Source organism: Bradyrhizobium cenepequi (assembly GCF_020329485.1).
Taxonomy (GTDB): Bacteria; Pseudomonadota; Alphaproteobacteria; order Rhizobiales; family Xanthobacteraceae; genus Bradyrhizobium; species Bradyrhizobium cenepequi.
The window spans coordinates 328,252-343,881 of sequence record NZ_JAGKJI010000001.1 but is presented as its reverse complement, the minus strand read 5'-3'; the positions used below and the strand labels follow the sequence as shown (position 1 = coordinate 343,881).

Here is a 15,630-nt window from a genome sequence, read left to right as displayed (position 1 = left end):
GTTGATTGTTGCGAAAGGCCGTGGCCCCAGCCCGACATAACCACGAACACCTGTGGTTATGGGTCCCCGCTTTCGCGTGGACGACGGAGAGAGCCACGACGACAGCGAGCGCGTCATGACCGGAACAGCCTTGTATATTGCGTCTCGTGGCGCAGGCTTGCGAGATCGGCGCGGAAGGTGGCGCTGCCGAGATCATCGAGCGAGGCGGCGCGCACACGGGTTGCGGTGGCACTGACCACTGGTTCGAGACCGGCAAGAATGCGCTGGCTATCGGTTTGGCCAAGCGGGATCAGGCGGGCGCCAGCGGAGATCCAGTTCGAGACCACCGCATGGAAGAACGCGTGCAGCACCGGCGGAAGCGGAATGTCATGCGTGGCGCTGACGAGGCCGACGGCGACGGGATAGACGATGGCGCCATCGCAAGCGGCGATGATCTCGTCGAGGCCGGGCGAAGGCCAGGCCGCGCGCGCGGTATCGATAAAGGCGCGGCCCTGCGTCGTGGTCTCGAGCTGGCGCTCGCGCGAGGGCACGAAGGCTGCGGCAAGCTCGGCGATCTCGCGCAGTCCTGCGACGTCGCGCGCCATTGTCGCCTGATGCGTCTGGGCGAGGAACACGCCGTCGCAGAAGCCACTGCCCTCGCTCAGCATCGCAGCGAGCCAGTCGCGCAGCAAGGCGGCATCCTTGATGTCGCCGGCCTCCACTGCCCATTCGATGCCGCTGGAATAGGAGAAGGCGCCGACCGGGAACGACGGCGACAGCCATGTCATCAAGCGGTAGAGCGAGGCGGCCTCGCCTTCCGTCATCCCGCCCCATGCCTCGCTGCGCGGCGGCTCATTTGTGGTCATGAGCATGGGAATGGTCGTGATGGTGATGATGATCGTGGTCGCAATGCTCGTCGTGGTGATGGTGATCACCGTGATCATGGTGGTGATGGCCATGATCATGGCCGGTGTGGTGATGCGCGGCCACGTCGCCTTCATGCGCATGGCCGGCATAGGCGCCGCCTTCAGGATCGAACGGCGCCTCGATCTCGATCACGCGCGCACCGAGCCCCTTCACCATCGCCTCGATGACGTGGTCGCGCCGGATACGCAGGCCTTTCTTCATGATCTGCGTCGGCAGATGGCGGTTGCCGAGATGCCAGGCGACGCGGATCAGATGGTGCGGGTCGGCGCCGCGGATCTCCAGGAGCGGCTCGGGCGCTGCGACCACCTCGATCAATCGTCCGTCCTCCAGCACCAGCGCATCGCCGCCGCGCAGCGCTATCGCGTTCTCGAGATCGAGCAGGAACTCCAGCCCGCGCGTGCCCGTCATCGCCATCCGCCGGCGGTGGCGATCGTCGAAATCGAGCACGACGGTATCGGCCGGCTGCTCGCTCCAGCGATGCTGTGGATTGACGGACGTCGCGCGGATCATGCGGTTCTTCCTCTCTCAGCGTACTTCCACCTTCTCGGGCGTGATCACCTCGATCTTTGGCGGCGCCGAGAAGCACTTCACCGCGACCCGGCCGAAGGTCTTCATGTGCTCGGCGGTGCGATGCGGCACCAGCGCCTCGGCGTTCTCCCACTGCTCGACGAACACCATCTTGGTCGGATCGGTGACGCTCTCGTGCAGGTCGTAGGCGATATTGCCGGCCTCCTTCCGCGTTTCCTTGATGCAGGCGGTGGCGGCCGCAATGAATTCGGCGCGAGTTTCGGGCTTCACGGTCAGCGTAGCAACGACGTAAATCACGGAATTTCCTCCCGGCTTTGGTTCTGGGCGTATTTGCCGGGAGAGGTTTTAGAACATGAAATAGCGCTGCGCCAGCGGCAGCACCTCCGCGGGCGCACAGGTCAGAAGCTCGCCATCGGCGCGCACCTCATAGGTCTCCGGATCGACCTCGATCTTGGGCGTTGCGTCATTGTGGATCATGCTGTTCTTGGAGATCTTGCCGCGGGTATTCTGGACCGCATAGAGCTTCTTGCCGATGCCGAGTTTGCGCGCCAGCCCGCCGGCGACCGCCGCCTTGGACGCGAAGACCACCGAGGATGCGGTGAGCGATTTTCCGTACGCCGCAAACATCGGCTGGTAGTGCACCGGCTGCGGGGTCGGGATTGAGGCGTTGGGATCGCCCATGGGGGCGGCCACGATCGAGCCGCCCTTGATGATCAGGTCCGGCTTGACACCAAAGAACGGCGGCGACCACAGCACGAGATCGGCGAGCTTGCCCTTCTCAACCGAGCCGATCAGTTTCGACATCCCATGCGCGATCGCGGGGTTGATAGTGTATTTGGCGATGTAGCGCTTGACGCGGAAATTGTCGTTGTCCTTGCCCTTGTCCTGCGACAGCGATCCGCGCTGCTTCTTCATCTTGTCCGCGGTCTGCCAGGTGCGGATGATGACTTCGCCGAGTCGGCCCATCGCCTGCGAGTCCGAGGACATCATCGACAGCGCGCCGAGATCGTGCAGGATATCTTCCGCTGCGATCGTCTCCTTACGGATGCGGCTTTCGGCAAACGCAAGATCCTCGGCGATCGAGGGATCGAGGTGGTGGCACACCATCAGCATGTCCAGATGCTCGTCGATAGTGTTGCGCGTGAACGGGCGCGTCGGGTTGGTCGAGGATGGCAGCACGTTCTTCAGCCCAGCGATCTTGATGATGTCAGGCGCATGCCCCCCGCCCGCGCCCTCGGTGTGGAAGGCATGGATGGTGCGCCCCTTGAACGCCTTCACGGTGTCCTCGACGAAGCCGGATTCGTTCAGCGTGTCGGTGTGGATCATCACCTGAATGTCATGATCGTCGGCGACCGCAAGACAGTTGTCGATCGCCGCCGGCGTCGTGCCCCAGTCCTCATGCAGCTTCAGCGCGCAGGCGCCACCCTTGATCATCTCGACCAGTGCCGCCGGGCGCGAGGCATTGCCCTTGCCGGATATGCCGAGATTGACCGGAAATGCATCGAACGACTGGATCATCCGGCCCATGTGCCACGGCCCCGGCGTGCAGGTCGTAGCATACGTGCCGTGCGAAGGACCGGTGCCGCCCCCGAGCATGGAGGTGACGCCGGACATCAACGCGTGCTCGATCTGCTGCGGGCAGATGAAATGGATGTGGCTGTCGAATCCCCCCGCGGTGAGGATCTTGCCCTCGCCCGCGATCACGTCGGTGCCGGGGCCGATGATGATGTCCACATTGGGCTGAATATCGGGATTGCCGGCCTTGCCGATCGCGGCGATCATGCCTTCCTTGATCGCGACGTCGGCCTTGACGATGCCCCAGTGGTCGACGATCAGCGCATTGGTGATGACGGTGTCGGCCGCACCTTGCCGGTTCGTGACCTGCGACTGCCCCATGCCGTCGCGGATCACCTTGCCGCCGCCGAACTTCACCTCCTCGCCATAGGTGGTGAAATCCTTCTCCACCTCGATGATGAGATCAGTGTCCGCCAGCCGCACACGGTCGCCGGTAGTGGGCCCGAACATGTCGGCATAGACGGAACGCTTGATTTTCACGGACACCGTAAGCCCCCATTTCACTTGCCTTCAAACACGCTTTTCGCTGCTTTGACGGCTTCATCAAATCTTGCATCGAGCATCGGATTGACGCTCCGACATCCGGCCACAACTTTTTCGGCCCATATGACGTAAGCGGCGAGATCCTCGCGCGCGTCGCCCGACGGATTCGGCACGATGCGGGCGCAGGTATTGCTGATCTTGTCGGCGATCTTGATCATCTTGGCGCCCGGCGACTTATGCGGAGCGTCCTCGATTTGCTTTTGCCGGCGCTGTAGCTTGGGGAGCGACATGTCGTCGGTCACTTCGACCACCAGCGCAGCGACACGCTCGCTGAACTTCGTCGCGAGTTCCTCGCGCGTGGTGTCGGTGTCTTCGACCGTGTCGTGCAGCCAGCCGGCTGCCACGAGCTCTGCGTCTGCGCCGTCAGTCGCAGTTGCGAGCAGATTCGCAACCTCGGCCAGGTGATTGATGTAAGGCTCATTGCCACGACCCTTGCGGGCCATACCGTTGTGACGGCGGGCAGCGAGTTCGGCGGCTTCGGAGATGAGGCGGATCGGTTGCAGCATGGCGAAAACTCCTTCTTGCCTCAACCGCGCCGCCGCGTACTCCGTTCCTGCCACGCGAAACAGACAACAGCCGGCCGGCAGCGATCGTGGCACCAAGGATCACAGCTTGCCTTTCACCTCGCCGCGGAAGCCATAAATGACGCGCTTGCCGGCGAGCGCCACCAGCTGCACATCGCGGGTCTGGCCCGGTTCAAAGCGAACCGCAGTGCCAGCGGCGATGTCGAGGCGCATGCCGCGGGCCTTCTTGCGATCGAATTTGAGCGCCGGGTTCGTCTCGAAGAAATGGTAGTGCGAACCGACCTGGATCGGGCGATCGCCGGTGTTGGCGACCGTGAGCGTCACGGTCTTGCGACCTGCATTGAGCTCGATCTCGCCGTCCTGAATGAAGAGTTCGCCGGGGATCATATTGCGCTCCTTACCGGATCGGCGCATGCACGGTGACGAGCTTTGTCCCGTCCGGAAATGTGGCTTCCACCTGAATGTCGTGGATCATCTCCGGAATGCCCTCCATCACCTGCGCCCGGGTCAGGACCTGTGCGCCGGCCTGCATCAGGTCAGCGACGGTGCGACCATCGCGCGCGCCCTCGACGATGAAGTCGGTGATCAGGGCGATGGCCTCGGGATGGTTCAGCTTGACGCCGCGCTCGAGCCGGCGGCGCGCCACCATGGCGGCCATCGAGACCAGAAGCTTGTCCTTTTCGCGGGGAGACAAATTCATGCGAGCACTCTGACGGTTTTCGAATGATCTAGTTGAGCCACAGCCTCGGCAGCGGGACGGCAGAGGCGCGGCCGAGCACCGTCATCATGTCGGCGCGCAGCCTCATCGCATCTTGGGCACAGAAGCGCGCCATTGCAAACCCATTCCAGCAGGAGATGCCGACTTCGCCACCGAGGGAGTCTTGCACCTCGCGTATTCGCTCCACGACTGCCTCGTCGCCGGGCACGATCAGCGCAGTGCCGATGGCAACGCCGCCATTGGCGACCGCAGGCCGGGCGAGCTTGTCGCCGATATTGCCGTCCAGCCGGAAGGTCTCGGCAAACACCAGCCGGCCGCCGCGGCGCATCCGCCAGCGGTCGACGAATTCGCCATCGCGCATCGTCTCGCCCATCGCCGAGCGGCCGAACACCACGATCTCACAGAGCAGGAGCGAAGCCCCCTCGGCCAGGTCGATATCGATCCGCCGAGCGATCCGGGCGCGGTCGAACAGGATGGTTTCCTGCGGCAGCCAGGAAAGATGCGAACCGGCCTCGGCCTTGAGCGCGATGTTGAGCTGGGCGGCCGGTCCGGCCGCACGATAGATCTTCTCCGCGGCGGCTGTCGTCAGCGTCAGCCGCGCGCCCTCTGCGGCCGCAATATCGATGTCAAAGCGATCGCCACCGGCAACCCCGCCGGCGGTATTGACGAACACGGCCGACAGCCCCTCGCCCTCGGGCGAGGGAAAGCGGACGCGGAGCGAGCCGGATTCGTGCAAGCTTCCGCGGCGGGTGACACCATCCTTAAGCTGCACACCGAACCTCACCGCGCCGCGGGCGCGGTTGGCCGCAAAGGTCGCTGAAGCTGCGCGCGTGATCTCGGTACGCATCCGTCCCCCCGTTGGCCGGTTGCGTCCCTTATAGCGCCATTTGGCGGGAGATTTCAGCGGGATCAAGGTTCGAGCGGTCGCAGGCATATTTCACCGCGCCACGGTCCATCACCGCAAAGCTGTCGCCGAGCTCGCAGGCGAAATCGAGATATTGCTCGACCAGCACGATCGCGATGTTTCCGAGATTGCGCAAATAGGAGATCGCGCGGCCGATATCCTTGATGATCGAGGGCTGGATGCCCTCGGTCGGCTCGTCCAGCAGCAACAGTTTCGGCCGCATCACCAATGCGCGGCCGATCGCCAATTGCTGTTGTTGGCCGCCGGAGAGGTCACCGCCGCGGCGTCCAAGCATCGATTCGAGCACCGGAAACAGCGAGAATACATCGTCGGGAATGAAACGGTTCTCGCGCTTGAGCGGCCCGAAGCCGGTCTTGAGATTCTCCTCCACCGTCAGCAGCGGAAAGATCTCGCGGCCCTGCGGCACGAAGCCGATGCCGCGCCGCGCGCGCTCATACGGCTTCAGGCCGGTGATGTCGCTGCCGTCGAACTCGATCGAGCCTGACGCAATCGGATACTGGCCGACCATCGCGCGAAGCAGCGAGGTCTTGCCGACGCCGTTGCGCCCGAGCACGCAGGTGACCTTGCCGGGTTCCGCCGACAGCGAGACGCCGCGCAGCGCCTGCGCCGCACCATAGAAGAGGTTGATGTTCTCGACTCTCAGCATCGCCTATCGCCCCAGATACACTTCGACGACCCGCTCGTTCGACGAGACCTGGTCGATGCTCCCTTCCGCCAGCACCGTACCTTCGTGCAGGCAGGTTACTTTGACGCCAAGCTCGCGCACGAAGGTCATGTCGTGCTCGACCACCATGATGGTGTGGTCCTTGTTGATCTCCTTGAGCAGCTCCGCGGTCTGGTGGGTCTCGACATCAGTCATTCCGGCCACGGGCTCGTCGACCAGGAGCAGCTTCGGATCCTGTGCCAGCAGCATGCCGATCTCGAGCCACTGCTTCTGGCCATGCGACAGGCTGCCGGCGAGCCGGTTGCGCGCGTCGGCGAGACGGATGGTCTCCAGCACTTTCTGGATGCGCTCGGTCTCGGCCTTGCTCTCGCGCCAGAACAGCGTGCCCCTGACGCTGTGATCGACATTGAGCGCGAGCAGCAGATTGTCCTGCACGGTCTGGCTTTCGAACACCGTCGGCTTCTGGAATTTGCGGCCGATGCCGAGTTCGGCGATGCTGGTTTCGTCCAGTCGGGTCAGGTCGGTGACGCCGTCGAACAGCACGGTGCCTTCATCCGGCCTGGTCTTGCCGGTGATGATGTCCATCATCGTGGTTTTGCCGGCGCCGTTGGGGCCGATGATGGCGCGCATCTCGCCCGGCTCGAGCGCGAGCGAGAGGTTGTTGATGGCGTGGAAGCCGTCGAAGGAGACGTGCACGCCGTCGAGATACAGCATCGCGGAGGTCGCGCGGGTGTCCATCACGTTCATTGCGCCTACTCCGCCGGGTTGGGTTCGCTGATGCCGTCTTCGCGCGCGGCGCTTGTCGTGTTGGCCGAGACGCGCTGCGCCCTCCACGGCTCCCACCACGAATTGAAGGTGCCGACGATGCCCTTGGGCAGCAGCAGCGTCACCAGAATGAACAGCGCCCCCAGCATGAACAGCCAGTACGGCGCAAGTGGCCCTGAGGTGAAGAACGTCTTGGCATAATTGACGACGACGGCGCCGAGGGCTGCGCCCACCAGCGTGCCGCGGCCGCCGACCGCGACCCAGATCACCGCCTCGATGGAATTTCCCGGCGCGAATTCGCTCGGATTGATGATGCCGACTTGCGGCACATAGAGCGCGCCAGCGACGCCGGCCATGCACGCCGACAGCGTGAACACGAACAGCTTGTAGGATTCGACGCGATAGCCGAGGAAGCGGGTGCGGCTTTCAGCGTCGCGCACCGCGATCAAGACCTTGCCGAGCTTCGAAGTCACGATCGCCCGGCAGATCAAAAAGCCGACGATGAGCGCCAGACAGCTCAGCGCGAACAAAGCGGCGCGGGTGCCGTCGGCCTGGACGTTGAAGCCCAGGATGTCCTTGAAGTCGGTCAGGCCGTTGTTGCCGCCGAAGCCGAAATCGTTGCGGAAGAACGCGAGCAGCAGCGCATAGGTCATCGCCTGCGTGATGATCGAGAGATAGACGCCCGTGACGCGGGAGCGGAAGGCGAGCCAGCCGAAACAGAAGGCGAGCAGGCCCGGCACCAGCAGCACCATCAGCGCCGCGAAGGGGAAGATATCGAAGCCGTACCAGTACCAGGGCAGCTTGTCCCAGTTCAGGAACACCATGAAATCAGGCAGGATCGGATTGCCATAGACGCCCCGGCTGCCGATCTGACGCATCAGGTACATGCCCATCGCGTAGCCGCCGAGCGCGAAGAAGGCGCCATGGCCGAGCGAGAGGATGCCGCAATAGCCCCAGATCAAATCGATGGAGAGCGCCAGGATCGCGTAGCAGACATACTTGCCCCACAGCGCAACCAGATAGGTCGGCACCTGCAGGAACGAGCCCTGCGGCAGCAGCAGATTCGACAGCGGGATCAGGATGCCGACAGCCGCGACGATCAGGATGAAGGCGGTCGCGGCGCGGTCCAGCGAGCGGGTGAGGATGTGCGCGCTCATGCCTCCACCGCCCGCCCTTTCAGCGCGAACAGGCCACGTGGCCGCTTCTGGATGAACAGGATGATCAGGACCAGGATGGCGATCTTGCCGAGCACGGCGCCGGCAACCGGCTCCAGGAACTTGTTGGCGATGCCGAGGGTGAAGGCGCCGACCAGCGTGCCCCAGAGATTGCCGACGCCGCCGAACACCACGACCATGAAGCTGTCGATAATGTAGCTCTGGCCGAGATTGGGGCTCACATTGTCGATCTGCGACAGCGCCACCCCGGCGATGCCGGCAATCCCCGAGCCGAGGCCGAAGGTCAGCGCGTCGACGCGTGAGGTGGCAATGCCCATCGAAGCCGCCATGCGCCGGTTCTGCGTCACCGCGCGCATCTCGAGCCCGAGCGCGGTGTAGCGCAGCATCGCGAGCAGGATCGCGAATACCGCCAGCGTGAAGCAGAGGATCCAGAGCCGGTTATAGGTGATGGTGATCTGGCCGAGTTCGAAGGCGCCGCTCATCCAGGAGGGATTGCCGACTTCGCGGTTGGTCGGGCCGAACATGGTGCGCACCGCCTGCTGCAGCACCAGCGACAGGCCCCAGGTCGCCAGCAGCGTTTCCAGCGGGCGCCCGTAGAGGAAGCGGATGATGCTGCGCTCGATCAGCACGCCGACCCCGCCGGCGACCAGGAAGGCAAGCGGCACGGCGATCAGGAGCGAATAGTCGAACAGGCCGGGATAGCTGGTGCGGATCACCTCCTGCACCACGAAGGTGGTGTAGGCGCCCAGCATCACCATCTCGCCATGGGCCATGTTGATGACGCCCATCACGCCAAAGGTGATAGCGAGCCCGATCGCCGCCAGCAGCAGCACCGAGCCGAGCGACAGGCCGTACCAGGCATTCTGCACCGCCGACCACATCGCCAGATTGCTCTGCATCGAGGAGACCGCGCTCGCGATCGCCTTCGCGATCAATGGCGGCTGGTCGGCAGCCGCGCTGGTGAGTACCGCCAGCGCCTCCTGGTCGCCGCGCGACTTAATGACGGAAACGGCCTCGAGCTTGTCGTTGTCGGAGGCGTCAGACTTGAACAGGATGATCGCTGCACGGGCCTCGGTGAACGCCTGCTTTGCCGCCTTGTCGGTCTCCTTCGCGAGCGCGCCCTCGACCACGGAGAGCGCGTTCTCGTCATGGCTCTTGAAGACGGATTGCGCGGCGGCGACGCGCTTGGCGGGATCGGGCGAGAGCAGCGTCAGGCTGCCGAGCGCAGCCTCCACGGTGCGGCGCAGGCGGTTGTTGAGACGGACGGAGGCAGCATTGTCCGGCAGCTTGTCGACGGCAGCACCGGTGGCGGCATCGATGATCTTGCCGTCTGTTTGCGTGATGAAGACTTTCTTGCTCTCGGGATCGGCCGTCAGCCGCTCCTCCTGGAGCGCAGAGATGATAGGGAAGGCGAGCGGATTGCCCGACGTCGCGACCGCCTCGATGGCCTCCCCGGTGTCGGAAAATTCGTCATTGGCGAATTTGGCGACCGCATCCTCGAACGGGCCGGCGAAAGCCGGCAGCGCGAAGGAAGCAATCAGCAACACTGAAAGGAAGAGCGCGCGAACACGCTCAAGTAAATGGCCAAACACGTGACGACCCCGGCAGGAGTGGTGAGGAGAAGGCGGCGAACACGGCCGCCCTCTCCAGTCTCTTGGAAGTACTTCGGAATGAACGGACCAGATCAGGAACCCTGACCGCCGCACTTGTTGGTCTTGGTGTTCCAGTTGCCGCACTTCTTGCCGACCCAGTCGCCGATCAGGTCCTTGGAGCCCTCGAGCTCCTTCGACCAGGCGTCGCCCGCGACGAGGCCGGGGGTCTTCCACACCACGTCGAACTGGCCGTTGCCCTTGATCTCGCCGATGAATACCGGCTTGGTAATGTGGTGGTTCGGCAGCATCTTGGACACGCCACCGGTCAGGTTCGGCGCTTCGATGCCGGGCAGCGCGTCGATCACCTTGTCCGGATCGGTCGATTTCGCCTTCTCGACCGCCTTCACCCACATGTTGAAGCCGATGTAGTGGGCTTCCATCGGGTCGTTGGTCACGCGCTTCGGATTCTTGGTGTAGGCCTGCCAGTCCTTGATGAACTTCTCGTTGGCGGGCGTCTTGATCGACTCGAAGTAGTTCCAGGCGGCGAGATGGCCGACCAGCGGCTTGGTATCGATGCCGGCGAGTTCTTCCTCACCGACCGAGAACGCGACCACCGGGATATCGGTCGCCTTGATGCCCTGGTTGCCGAGCTCCTTGTAGAAGGGCACGTTGGCGTCGCCGTTGATGGTGGAGACCACCGCCGTCTTCTTGCCGGCCGAGCCGAACTTCTTGATGTCGGCCACGATCGTCTGCCAGTCAGAATGACCGAATGGCGTGTAGTTGATCATGATGTCTTCCTGCTTGACGCCCTTCGACTTCAAGTAGGCTTCCAGGATCTTGTTGGTGGTGCGCGGATAGACGTAGTCGGTGCCCGCCAGCACCCAGCGCTTCACCTTCTCGTCCTTCATCAAATAGTCGACCGCGGGGATCGCCTGCTGGTTCGGAGCGGCGCCGGTGTAGAACACGTTGCGCTCGGACTCTTCGCCCTCGTACTGCACGGGGTAGAACAGGATGTTGTTCAGCTCCTTGAACACCGGGAGCACGGACTTGCGCGAGACCGAGGTCCAGCAGCCGAACACGACCGCGACCTTGTCCTTGGTAATGAGTTCGCGCGCCTTTTCTGCAAACAGCGGCCAGTTCGATGCGGGATCGACGACGACAGCCTCGAGCTTCTTGCCAAGCACGCCGCCTTTCTTGTTCTGCTCGTCGATCAGGAAGAGGATCGTATCCTTCAGCGTGGTCTCGCTGATGGCCATGGTGCCGGAGAGGGAATGCAGGACGCCGACCTTGATGGTGTCGTCAGCGGCTTTGGCCGGAGAAAATGGCGAGGACGCCAGGCCCAAAACCAGGCCCGCGGCAGCCGCGAGCCAGCCGCGGCGGCTCAGCGTCGCTCTATCGTGAGTAAGCTGTGTAAGCATGAAATGTCATCTCCCTGACGCAGGCGTGAACGCATGCGAAACGGCCCCACGGCCGCCTGCAGGCAAGGAATCGCAAGAACTATGCCACCGTCGCAGCACCACTTAAGTCACTGCCTCACAAAGAAATTTGACATTCTGGGGAGAAACGGCGAGAATGACTGCCCAATTATTAGGCGAGAAAAATGTATGCTAAAGCGGCAATCAGCCCGTTCTGTGAGCAATTGGGCCAGTTTGGCTAAATTTCCGGCACCAAATTGTGACGCCGTCGCGACATTTGAGACTGCGCTTCAGGAAATAGGCCGGCGAACCGAGCAGAGTTTACCTTGAAAGCGCCGCGTTCATGTTCCATATGACTGTCGTGACCCGCGCGAATCGCGCCGGGTTGGCGCAAGCTTGCGTGTTCTAAGCCGCCTTGGTTCTAACAACCTCGGCGGATTCGGGCTTGCCTTTAGATCAGCCAACAGCACCGATGCCCCAAACACGCGGGTATCACTGATGCCCTCACGCGCCCGGCAATATCGTCGGCGCGCGTGACGTTTTGATGGAAAGACCTCCTTTTGACCTCCTTTCAGGATTTCGGCCTTGCCGATCCCATCGCCCGCGCGCTTCGGGAAGAGAACTACGTAACCCCCACCCCCATCCAGGCCCAGACCATCCCGCTCGCGCTCGAAGGCCGCGACGTGATCGGCATTGCCCAGACCGGCACCGGCAAGACCGCGTCCTTTGCGCTGCCGATCCTCAACCGCCTGCTGCAGAACCGCACCAAGGTGCAGCCGAAATCATGCCGCGTGCTGGTGCTCTCGCCGACCCGCGAATTGTCGGGTCAGATCCTCGACAGCTTCAATGCCTATGGCCGCCATATCCGCCTTTCTTCGGCGCTGGCGATCGGTGGCGTGCCGATGGGCCGGCAGGTCCGCTCGGTGATGCAGGGCGTCGAAGTCATGGTCGCAACCCCCGGCCGCCTGCTCGACCTCGTGCAGAGCAACGGCCTCAAGCTGAACCAGGTCGAGTTCCTGGTGCTCGACGAAGCCGACCGCATGCTCGATATGGGCTTCATCAACGACATCCGGAAGATCGTCGCCAAGCTGCCGGTCAAGCGGCAGACCCTGTTCTTCTCAGCGACTATGCCAAAGGATATCGCCGAACTGGCAGAAGCGATGCTGCGCGATCCCGCCCGCGTCGCGGTGACGCCGGTGTCCTCGACCGCCGAGCGCGTCAGCCAGCGCATCATCCAGGTCGATTTTGTCGCCAAGCCCGCCATGCTGGCGCAACTGTTGAAGCAGGAACCGGTTAACCGCGCGCTGGTGTTCACCCGCACCAAGCATGGTGCCGACAAGGTGGTGAAGGGGCTGGAGAAGGCCGGCATCGCCGCCAACGCGATCCACGGCAACAAGTCGCAGAATCATCGTGAACGCACACTGGCGGCGTTCCGTTCCGGCGAAATAAGCACTTTGGTCGCGACTGACATCGCCGCCCGCGGCATCGACGTCGACGGCATCAGCCATGTCGTCAATTACGACCTGCCGAATGTGCCGGAGACCTATGTGCATCGCATCGGCCGCACGGCACGCGCCGGCGCCGACGGCGTCGCGATCTCGCTCGTCGCGGGCGCAGAAGAGATGGGATACTTGCGCGACATCGAGCGTTTGATCCGCATGGCGCTGCCGCGGGAAGACCGCCGTACGCCGGGCAGCCGCGAACAGGCGCCTGCCGCCGCCGCTCCGCACCGGGCTGGACGGTCGGCGCCGCGGACCCATATGGCCAGGGGAAATGAATCGCCGCCGGCCGCAAAAGGCCCTCGCCGCCGCCGCCGTCGAGGTGGTAATGGTGGCGCGGCGCAGGTGGGACGTGGCGAGTCGCCGCGCCCGCCGCAGATCGGCAAGAGCGAGGGCAGCCAGGGCGGCATTCAAGGCGTCGCCTTCTTGCATCGCGAAAGCCGAGCCAAACCGCAACCCAACCGCAACAACCAAACGCAGCGCTAGCCGTCATCGATTCTGGAGAACCATATGGCTAAGGAAGAGCTGATCCAGTTCGAAGGGCTGGTGACCGAAATCCTTCCCGACGCACGCTACCGCGTGCAACTCGATACTGGACACGAGATTGTCGCCTATACGGCCGGCAAGATGAAGAAGAACCGCATCAAGACGCTGGCTGGCGACCGGGTTACAATTGAAATGTCGCCCTACGACCTCGAGAAGGGGCGGCTGATATTCCGTCACAAGGACGAGCGGCCGAGTTCGCCCGGCGGCCCGCCGCGCGGCCCGTCGCGGGGCGGCCAGTTCCGCCGCCGCTGACGTGTTCCAAGGACGTCCGGAATCGCGCACGACAGCTTGCTGTCTTGCGCGAGCGCGGCGCTTTTTGCGTTCGAACGAAATCCGCGCACGTCAGGATTGTTTTGGAGCCGTTTTTCGCATAATATCGGGCTAATCGATTTTCGGCCGGACGACATTAGCCATCCACCGGTATCCCGGTTCAGGTGCTGACGACCCTTCCAAAATTCGATCCACCAGCCCACCGAGAGTGGGTTTTGACTTGTCTATCTGAGAAGGGACTATCCCGTGAGCATGGGAACCGTGAAGTGGTTTAACGCAACCAAGGGCTACGGCTTCATTCAGCCCGATGACGGCGGCAACGACGTGTTCGTGCACATCAGCGCCGTTGAGCGCGCCGGCCTGGGCACGCTGCGCGAAGGCCAGAAGATCTCCTACGAGATCGTGGCCGATCGCCGTTCCGGCAAATCCGCCGCTGACAATCTGCGCTCGGCGGGCTGACCGACCGCGGGCCTGCGCCCGCGACCGAATCAGGCGCTCCGAAGCAAGAGCATCGGACAAGAAGATAAGAAAAGCCGCGCTTTACTGCGCGGCTTTTTGCTTTTGGTTGTGCGTGCAGATTGCGCGCTAAATCAGGCTTCAGGACACCGGCGCGCACTTGTTGATCGAATTCGTCGGCGGCGGATAGTCGACGCAGGACGACTGCCTCGGCCGGGTATAGGTTTCGTCATCCATCGGAACGCCGGACTTGAGCACATAGCCGACCGTCGGCGTGTAGGTGTAATTGACCTCGCTCCAGATCAGCCACGTGTTCGGTATCAACAACCCCTGTGGAACCGAGACCGTATCCTTCGGCTTGTGCGGCGAAGCCTTGAGCGTCGCCTGTGGCGAGCCGCTGGCCATGGCGACGGTGGCCGATTGGCTCCACTGGATTTTCGCGATGCTGTCCTTGTCGATGAATATTTCCGAGACGGTCGCGGTCAACGGTGTGAGGGAATAGGGCAACAGGATTGCCCCGCTCGCGGCGAAGACATTCTGCATGTCCGTGGTCTTGACGCTGTCCAACGATTGCGAGGTCAGGTCGGATGCCGCGCGTGTCACCAGCGCCAGCTTGCGCTTGATGGCGATGGCGGAGCTGAGCTCGACCGTTCCAAAGAACAGCAGCAGCATGATGGGCACGATCATGGCGAATTCGGTCGCCGCTATGCCGCGGCAATCATGCACGAGCGCGCCGACCTGGCGACGCACGCGAGACCAGGTCGATGAAAGCAAACTCATTTTGATTGCGCTCATGAACACGTCATCCCGCCAACCGGAAAAGGCTCGTTCTTGAAGACCGCCGTTGCCGACAGCAGGCGTTTGCTGCCATTGAGATTGGAGAGGTCGTATTGGAGGTCGTATCCGCCGAGTTTGAGCATCTTGATGATCAAGACCGGCCACTGATAGAACAACCTGACCACGACGATATTGCCGTCCTGGCCGGGACAATATTTCATGTCATTGACGAAGCCGCTGCCCGCATCGATCTGGTTGGGAATCTTGACCACGGTGGCCTGCGGATAGCTGCGAACGTCGACATAGATGCCATTCTTGCAGTCGAACATGAAGCTGAGCTTGTGGCCGCAAACCAGATCCTTGAATTGCGCCTGACTGAGCGAACTGTTCTGCGCCTGGCCGGTCAGCACCATGCGCGCGGTATCCTGAGTGATCGTCTCGAGCACCTGGCCCGCGAAGAAGATCAGCGCCGTCTCGATGATCGCGAACAACAGCGCGAAGAACACCGGCGCGACGAGCGCGAATTCAACCGCCGTTACACCGCGACGATCGCGGCGAAATCGGCGCAACAGGTTTCGGAAAGAGCCAAGGGGCTGCGGCATCGGAGGAGTCTCGCGGGATGACCCGCAACGACTAGCTGAAACTGATTGTCGAAATGTTTCGTCGGATCGCGACAGGACCACCCGTTCCGTTAGGCCCGCATTAAGCATGGACGCGACGGCGCAGCGCCGCCGACCTGGTGGCCTCCGCAG

18 protein-coding genes are annotated in these 15,630 nt (G+C 63.0%); 3 read left to right on the top strand and 15 right to left on the bottom strand.

Going from position 1 to position 15,630, the window contains the following annotated elements:
• Positions 1–113: 113 nt before the first annotated feature.
• From J6497_RS01710 to urtA, 13 genes are all read right to left on the bottom strand, one after another.
• Positions 114–851, bottom strand: coding sequence for an urease accessory protein UreF (locus tag J6497_RS01710; RefSeq protein ID WP_225702787.1), 738 nt, complete (start codon positions 849–851; stop codon positions 114–116).
• Positions 832–1,416: an urease accessory protein UreE gene (locus tag J6497_RS01705; protein ID WP_225702485.1), complete on the bottom strand. Its 585-nt coding sequence runs from the start codon at positions 1,414–1,416 to the stop codon at positions 832–834. Before J6497_RS01705 ends, J6497_RS01710 begins: the two co-directional genes overlap by 20 nt.
• A gap of 15 nt (positions 1,417–1,431) precedes the next feature.
• Positions 1,432–1,731: a putative quinol monooxygenase gene (locus J6497_RS01700; RefSeq protein ID WP_225702484.1), complete on the bottom strand. Its 300-nt coding sequence runs from the start codon at positions 1,729–1,731 to the stop codon at positions 1,432–1,434.
• A 48-nt stretch (positions 1,732–1,779) separates the two neighbouring features.
• Positions 1,780–3,495 (bottom strand): urease subunit alpha, encoded by a 1,716-nt coding sequence (gene ureC, locus J6497_RS01695; protein ID WP_225702483.1) that lies wholly within the window; start codon positions 3,493–3,495, stop codon positions 1,780–1,782.
• 14 nt (positions 3,496–3,509) lie between these two features.
• Positions 3,510–4,058, bottom strand: a complete 549-nt coding sequence (locus J6497_RS01690) for an HD domain-containing protein (RefSeq protein WP_225702482.1) — start codon at positions 4,056–4,058, stop codon at positions 3,510–3,512.
• A 99-nt stretch (positions 4,059–4,157) separates the two neighbouring features.
• Entirely contained in the window at positions 4,158–4,463 is a 306-nt protein-coding gene (locus J6497_RS01685; protein WP_225702481.1) for an urease subunit beta, read from the bottom strand.
• A 10-nt stretch (positions 4,464–4,473) separates the two neighbouring features.
• On the bottom strand, positions 4,474–4,776 hold the full coding sequence (locus J6497_RS01680; RefSeq protein ID WP_225702480.1) for an urease subunit gamma: 303 nt from the start codon (positions 4,774–4,776) through the stop codon (positions 4,474–4,476).
• Positions 4,777–4,804: 28 nt separating this feature from the next.
• Positions 4,805–5,641, bottom strand: a complete 837-nt coding sequence (locus J6497_RS01675) for an urease accessory protein UreD (RefSeq protein WP_225702479.1) — start codon at positions 5,639–5,641, stop codon at positions 4,805–4,807.
• Between the two features lie 28 nt (positions 5,642–5,669).
• Positions 5,670–6,365, bottom strand: coding sequence for an urea ABC transporter ATP-binding subunit UrtE (gene urtE, locus J6497_RS01670; protein WP_225702478.1), 696 nt, complete (start codon positions 6,363–6,365; stop codon positions 5,670–5,672).
• A 3-nt stretch (positions 6,366–6,368) separates the two neighbouring features.
• Positions 6,369–7,130, bottom strand: coding sequence for an urea ABC transporter ATP-binding protein UrtD (urtD, locus tag J6497_RS01665; protein WP_225702477.1), 762 nt, complete (start codon positions 7,128–7,130; stop codon positions 6,369–6,371).
• 5 nt (positions 7,131–7,135) lie between these two features.
• Entirely contained in the window at positions 7,136–8,305 is a 1,170-nt protein-coding gene (gene urtC / locus J6497_RS01660) for an urea ABC transporter permease subunit UrtC (protein WP_225702476.1), read from the bottom strand.
• Positions 8,302–9,915, bottom strand: a complete 1,614-nt coding sequence (gene urtB / locus J6497_RS01655; protein ID WP_225702475.1) for an urea ABC transporter permease subunit UrtB — start codon at positions 9,913–9,915, stop codon at positions 8,302–8,304. The genes urtC and urtB overlap by 4 nt, the downstream gene beginning before the upstream one ends.
• Positions 9,916–10,007: 92 nt before the next feature.
• Positions 10,008–11,333: an urea ABC transporter substrate-binding protein gene (gene urtA, locus J6497_RS01650; RefSeq protein WP_225115892.1), complete on the bottom strand. Its 1,326-nt coding sequence runs from the start codon at positions 11,331–11,333 to the stop codon at positions 10,008–10,010.
• A gap of 557 nt (positions 11,334–11,890) precedes the next feature.
• On the opposite strand from urtA, the gene J6497_RS01645 reads away from it, so the two are divergent.
• The 3 genes from J6497_RS01645 (at position 11,891) to J6497_RS01635 (ending at position 14,104) form a co-directional block, all read left to right on the top strand.
• Complete coding sequence (locus J6497_RS01645; protein ID WP_225702474.1) at positions 11,891–13,315, top strand: DEAD/DEAH box helicase; 1,425 nt, start codon at positions 11,891–11,893, stop codon at positions 13,313–13,315.
• A gap of 24 nt (positions 13,316–13,339) precedes the next feature.
• Complete coding sequence (gene infA, locus J6497_RS01640; RefSeq protein WP_225702473.1) at positions 13,340–13,627, top strand: translation initiation factor IF-1; 288 nt, start codon at positions 13,340–13,342, stop codon at positions 13,625–13,627.
• A 264-nt stretch (positions 13,628–13,891) separates the two neighbouring features.
• Complete coding sequence (locus J6497_RS01635) at positions 13,892–14,104, top strand: cold-shock protein (protein WP_225702472.1); 213 nt, start codon at positions 13,892–13,894, stop codon at positions 14,102–14,104.
• 138 nt (positions 14,105–14,242) lie between these two features.
• Here the strand turns inward: J6497_RS01635 and J6497_RS01630 are convergent, their stop codons facing one another.
• Together J6497_RS01630 and J6497_RS01625 are read right to left on the bottom strand one after the other, a co-directional pair.
• The gene (locus J6497_RS01630) at positions 14,243–14,896 is read right to left on the bottom strand and encodes a TadE/TadG family type IV pilus assembly protein (RefSeq protein WP_225702471.1); all 654 of its coding nucleotides are present in this window, start codon (positions 14,894–14,896) and stop codon (positions 14,243–14,245) included.
• The gene (locus J6497_RS01625) at positions 14,893–15,480 is read right to left on the bottom strand and encodes a TadE/TadG family type IV pilus assembly protein (protein WP_225702470.1); all 588 of its coding nucleotides are present in this window, start codon (positions 15,478–15,480) and stop codon (positions 14,893–14,895) included. The genes J6497_RS01630 and J6497_RS01625 overlap by 4 nt, the downstream gene beginning before the upstream one ends.
• Between the last annotated feature and the right edge of the window lie 150 nt (positions 15,481–15,630).